This window comes from Streptomyces bohaiensis (assembly GCF_012033785.1).
GTDB classification, from domain to species: Bacteria; Actinomycetota; Actinomycetes; order Streptomycetales; family Streptomycetaceae; genus Streptomyces; species Streptomyces bohaiensis.
The window spans coordinates 1-3,509 of the sequence record NZ_JAAVJC010000377.1 but is presented as its reverse complement, the minus strand read 5'-3'; the positions used below and the strand labels follow the sequence as shown (position 1 = coordinate 3,509).

4 protein-coding genes are annotated in these 3,509 nt (G+C 75.7%); all 4 read left to right on the top strand.

Annotation, left to right across the window (positions count from 1 at the left end; genetic code table 11):
- Positions 1–112: 112 nt before the first annotated feature.
- Positions 113–976 carry a DUF4097 family beta strand repeat-containing protein gene (locus HCN52_RS22845; protein ID WP_168090330.1) on the top strand — a complete coding sequence of 288 codons (864 nt, stop codon included), beginning with the start codon at positions 113–115 and terminating at the stop codon, positions 974–976.
- A gap of 108 nt (positions 977–1,084) precedes the next feature.
- Positions 1,085–2,422, top strand: coding sequence for a coiled-coil domain-containing protein (locus HCN52_RS22840; RefSeq protein ID WP_168090329.1), 1,338 nt, complete (start codon positions 1,085–1,087; stop codon positions 2,420–2,422).
- Positions 2,423–2,516: 94 nt separating this feature from the next.
- A complete protein-coding gene (locus tag HCN52_RS22835) occupies positions 2,517–2,753 on the top strand; it encodes an FmdB family zinc ribbon protein (RefSeq protein WP_168090328.1) in 237 nt (78 codons plus the stop codon).
- Between the two features lie 70 nt (positions 2,754–2,823).
- The coding region (locus HCN52_RS22830; protein ID WP_168090327.1) for a DUF4383 domain-containing protein at positions 2,824–3,509 on the top strand (686 nt) is incomplete at its 3' end.

Here is a 3,509-nt window from a genome sequence, read left to right as displayed (position 1 = left end):
GATCTCCGGGACCGGCGGCCGTCGCGGCCGCCCGCCGTTCCGTCCGTACCGCCGCCGCCCTGCCGAGCCCCCGCGCGGGCCGCGCGGCGGCCGAGGCCCGCAGGAGAGTCGCATGGCCGCCCCCGCCAGCCGCACCGCCCCCCGTCTGATGTTCGCCGTCGGCGGGTTCCTGCTGGTGGGGCTCGCCGTCTCCTCCTGTTCCGGCAGCGAGTCGGCGGCGGCCCCGCCGTGGCAGGAGGGGCGCAGCACGTTCGCGGTGGACCGCGAGGGGCTCCGGATAGACGCCCACGACGGCGACGTCCACCTGGTGGTCGACGACTCCCTCGACGGCCAGGTCCGCGTCAGCGGCCGGCCCGAGCCGGACGGTGACGGGGACGGGGAGGGCCGGTACGGCCGCGGCGACGACGGCGACGTCGCGGGGAGCGATCTCTGGGACGTCGACAGCGACGGCCGGCACCTGACGCTGCGCGAGGACTGCGGCGAGGAGGGCCGGCCGGTCTGCGCCCGCCGCCACGAGATCGCGGTCCCCGCCGACCTGCCGGTGCGACTGGAGGGCCACAACGGCACGGTCACCGCCACCGGCCTGGCGGGCGCACTGGAGCTGACCACCCTCGACGGGCCCATCGACGTCTCGGACGTCTCCGGGACGCTGACCCTCCGCAGCCACAACGGGGCGATCACGGGCTCCGACGTGACGGCCGAGGAGATCCGGTTGGAGTCCCACGACGGCGCGATCACGCTGGCGACCGCCGAGCCGCCGCGGCTGCTGGAGGCGAAAACGCACAACGGCGCGGTGCGGCTGGAGCTGCCGGAGGACGCCGCCTACCGGGTGGAGACCGAGACCCACCAGGGGCCGCTCGACGTCGACGTCGAGACCGGCGGAGAGGAGCACCGTGTCGGGGTGCGGACCCACGATGGCGAGATCACGCTGCGCGGGGTCCCCGCGGGCGGCGGGGCCGCCGAGGGCGAGGCGTAGCCCGCGGCCGCCGGTCCCGGAGATCCCCGCCGCCCGCCCCTGCGGTGCCCTGGGGGCGGGATGGGACAATGGGCGGTGGCGCACCGGACCGGCGGGGAGAGGGACCACGTGAGGGTGAGAGGCACCGCAACGGAGTTGGCACTGCGAGTCGTTCTGCCGTTGCCGCTACTGGCGGTCGCCGTCCTCACCGCCCCCGGCGCCTTCACGGGCGGCGGCACCCGCCGTTGGGGGCGTGCCCGGGCCGAGGAGCTGCGGCTGGAGGCCCAGCAGGCGCGTGACGCCGCGGCCGAGGCGTTCTACGACCTGGACAGCGCCCAGCGCGACCTGCGGATCACCGTGGAGACCATCACCGCCTCGGACGACTCGCAGCAGGCGGCCCGGGTCGGCGTCGACTTCACCGAGTTCGGCCACCGCATCGACCAGGTCAGTCACGAGTACATCCAGCTGGTGGACGCGTACGACCTCGACGATCCGCAGCTGGACGCGTCGACCTCCTCGCGGGCCCGGCACGACTTCGGCCGGATGCGGGACCTGCTGGTGCAGGCCAAGGTCGACCTGGAGCGGTTCGGCCACGGGTTGGGGCCGCTGCTGGAGAAGGCCGAGAACCAGTTGCGCCAGGTGGCGCCCGCGGTGGAGGCCGCCAAGCGGTCGCTGCTGGCCGCCACGCAGGCGCTGGACGCGGTGCGGGCCGCGCGGCTCGACGCCGACGAGCTCGCGCTCTCCCTGGCCCAGCTGGGGCCGGAGCTGCGGCTGCTCAACGAGGGTGCGGCCCGGCACGGTGTGCAGCCGACCGTCCGCCGGGCGGAGGACGTGCGCGGGCGGGCCGACGCCATCACGGCGCAGGCGGAGCGGCTGCCGCAGCGGGCGGCGGAGACGGACCGGCGGCTGACCTCGCTGCGGACCCGGGCGCAGGCCATCGCCACCCGGGCCGAGAAGGTCGACCCGATCCTGTCCGAGCTGCGGCGGCGGTTCTCCGCCGCCTGCTGGCAGGACCTGCAGCGGGTACCGGAGCAGGCGGCGGACTCGGTGCGCCGGGCCGAGCGGACCCTGGCGGAGGCGCAGCGTGCCCGCGACGAGCAGCGGTGGGAGGACGTCGGCGCACGGCTGACGGAGACCCAGGAACTGCTGGCGCGGACGGACACCGCGGTGTCGGCCGCCGGGGAGCGGCTGCGGCAGTTGAACGAGGTGTCGTTCGATCCGAGCAAGGAGATCGAGCGGACCCGGTTCGCGGTCCGCGACGGGCAGCGGATGGCGATGGCCGGACGCAGCGTCCCGGAGCCGCGGCACGCCGAGCCGCTGGACCGGGCGGTGGAGCGGCTGGACCGGGCGGTGGCCGCGTTGGAGGGCGGCGGCCGCAACCCGGACTACTGGCTGTTCCTGGTCGAGATGCAGGCGGTGCGGGAGATGGTCGGCGCCGTGGTGGAGAAGCTGCGCCACGGGCTGTGAGGCCGCCGGGCGCCGCCCGGGGTGCGGGGGCGGCGCCGGGGGGGGGGCGGGCAGCGCCCGGGGGCGGTGGCGGAGCGGGCAGTAGGCTGCCGCCATGCCCCGTTACGAGTACCGCTGCCGCGGCTGCGGCGACCAGTTCGAGATGTCCCGTCCGATGGCCCGGTCGGGTGATCCGGCGACCTGCCCGCAGGGGCACACCGACTCCGTGAAGCTGCTGTCCACGGTGGCGCTCGGGGGCGGCTCCCGCGGCTCGGCCGGGGGCGCCGCCGCGGCTCCCGCGCCGGCGCCGTCCGGTGGGGGCGGCTGCTGCGGCGGCGGCTGCTGCGGTTGAGAGGTCGCGGCAGTGCCGGGATTCTGGGAGTGCGGGCGGTTTCGTCCGCTCGCCCGAGGAGGTCCCGGACATGTCGACGACCCCGGCCGTGCACGGCCCCCGACACGCGCGCCGCGGCACGGTGCAGACCCTGCTGCGTCGCACCGGCGCCCAGTTCAACGAGGAGTTGCCGGTCGACCACCGGCTGAGCACCGTCTACCGGGTCGGCGCCGGGGTGATCGGGACGGGGCTGGTGGTGTTCGGGGTGCTCGGGCTGGTCCGGCGGCTCGGCGTGTTCACCACCGAGGACAGCTCGGTGCTGGGGCTCAACACCAACGGCGCACTGAGCCTGGTGTCGATCTTCTTCGGGGTGGTGCTGTTCTCCGGGGCGCTGCGCGGGGGGAACTTCGCCTCCACGCTCAACATCGTGGTGGGTGCGCTGTTCCTCGTCAGCGGTTTCATCAACCTGGCGGTGCTGGAGACCGGGCTCAACGTCCTCAACTTCCGCATCCAGAACGTGCTGTTCAGTTTCGTCGCGGGACTGCTGCTGCTGATGTTCGGCATGTACGGCCGGGTGGCGGGCCGGCTGCCGCGCGACAACCCGTACTGGCGCGCGCGCCATCCCGACCAGGCGCCGGAGGACGAGCCGACCGGGTACACGCGCCGGGCGCTGGAGGAGCGTGCGGGCCGGGGCACCGGGGCGGCCACCCCCGGTCCGAGCGTGGCCGACCCCGCGACGGGCGCGCCGCAGGACGCGGAGCGCCGGGGGCCGGGGCG

What these genes read in the sequence shown, in the direction of transcription:
- HCN52_RS22845 (WP_168090330.1), top strand. Translation starts at nt 113, where the DNA reads ATGGCCGCCCCCGCCAGCCGCACCGCCCCCCGTCTGATGTTCGCCGTC.
- HCN52_RS22835 (WP_168090328.1), top strand. Translation starts at nt 2,517, where the DNA reads ATGCCCCGTTACGAGTACCGCTGCCGCGGCTGCGGCGACCAGTTCGAG.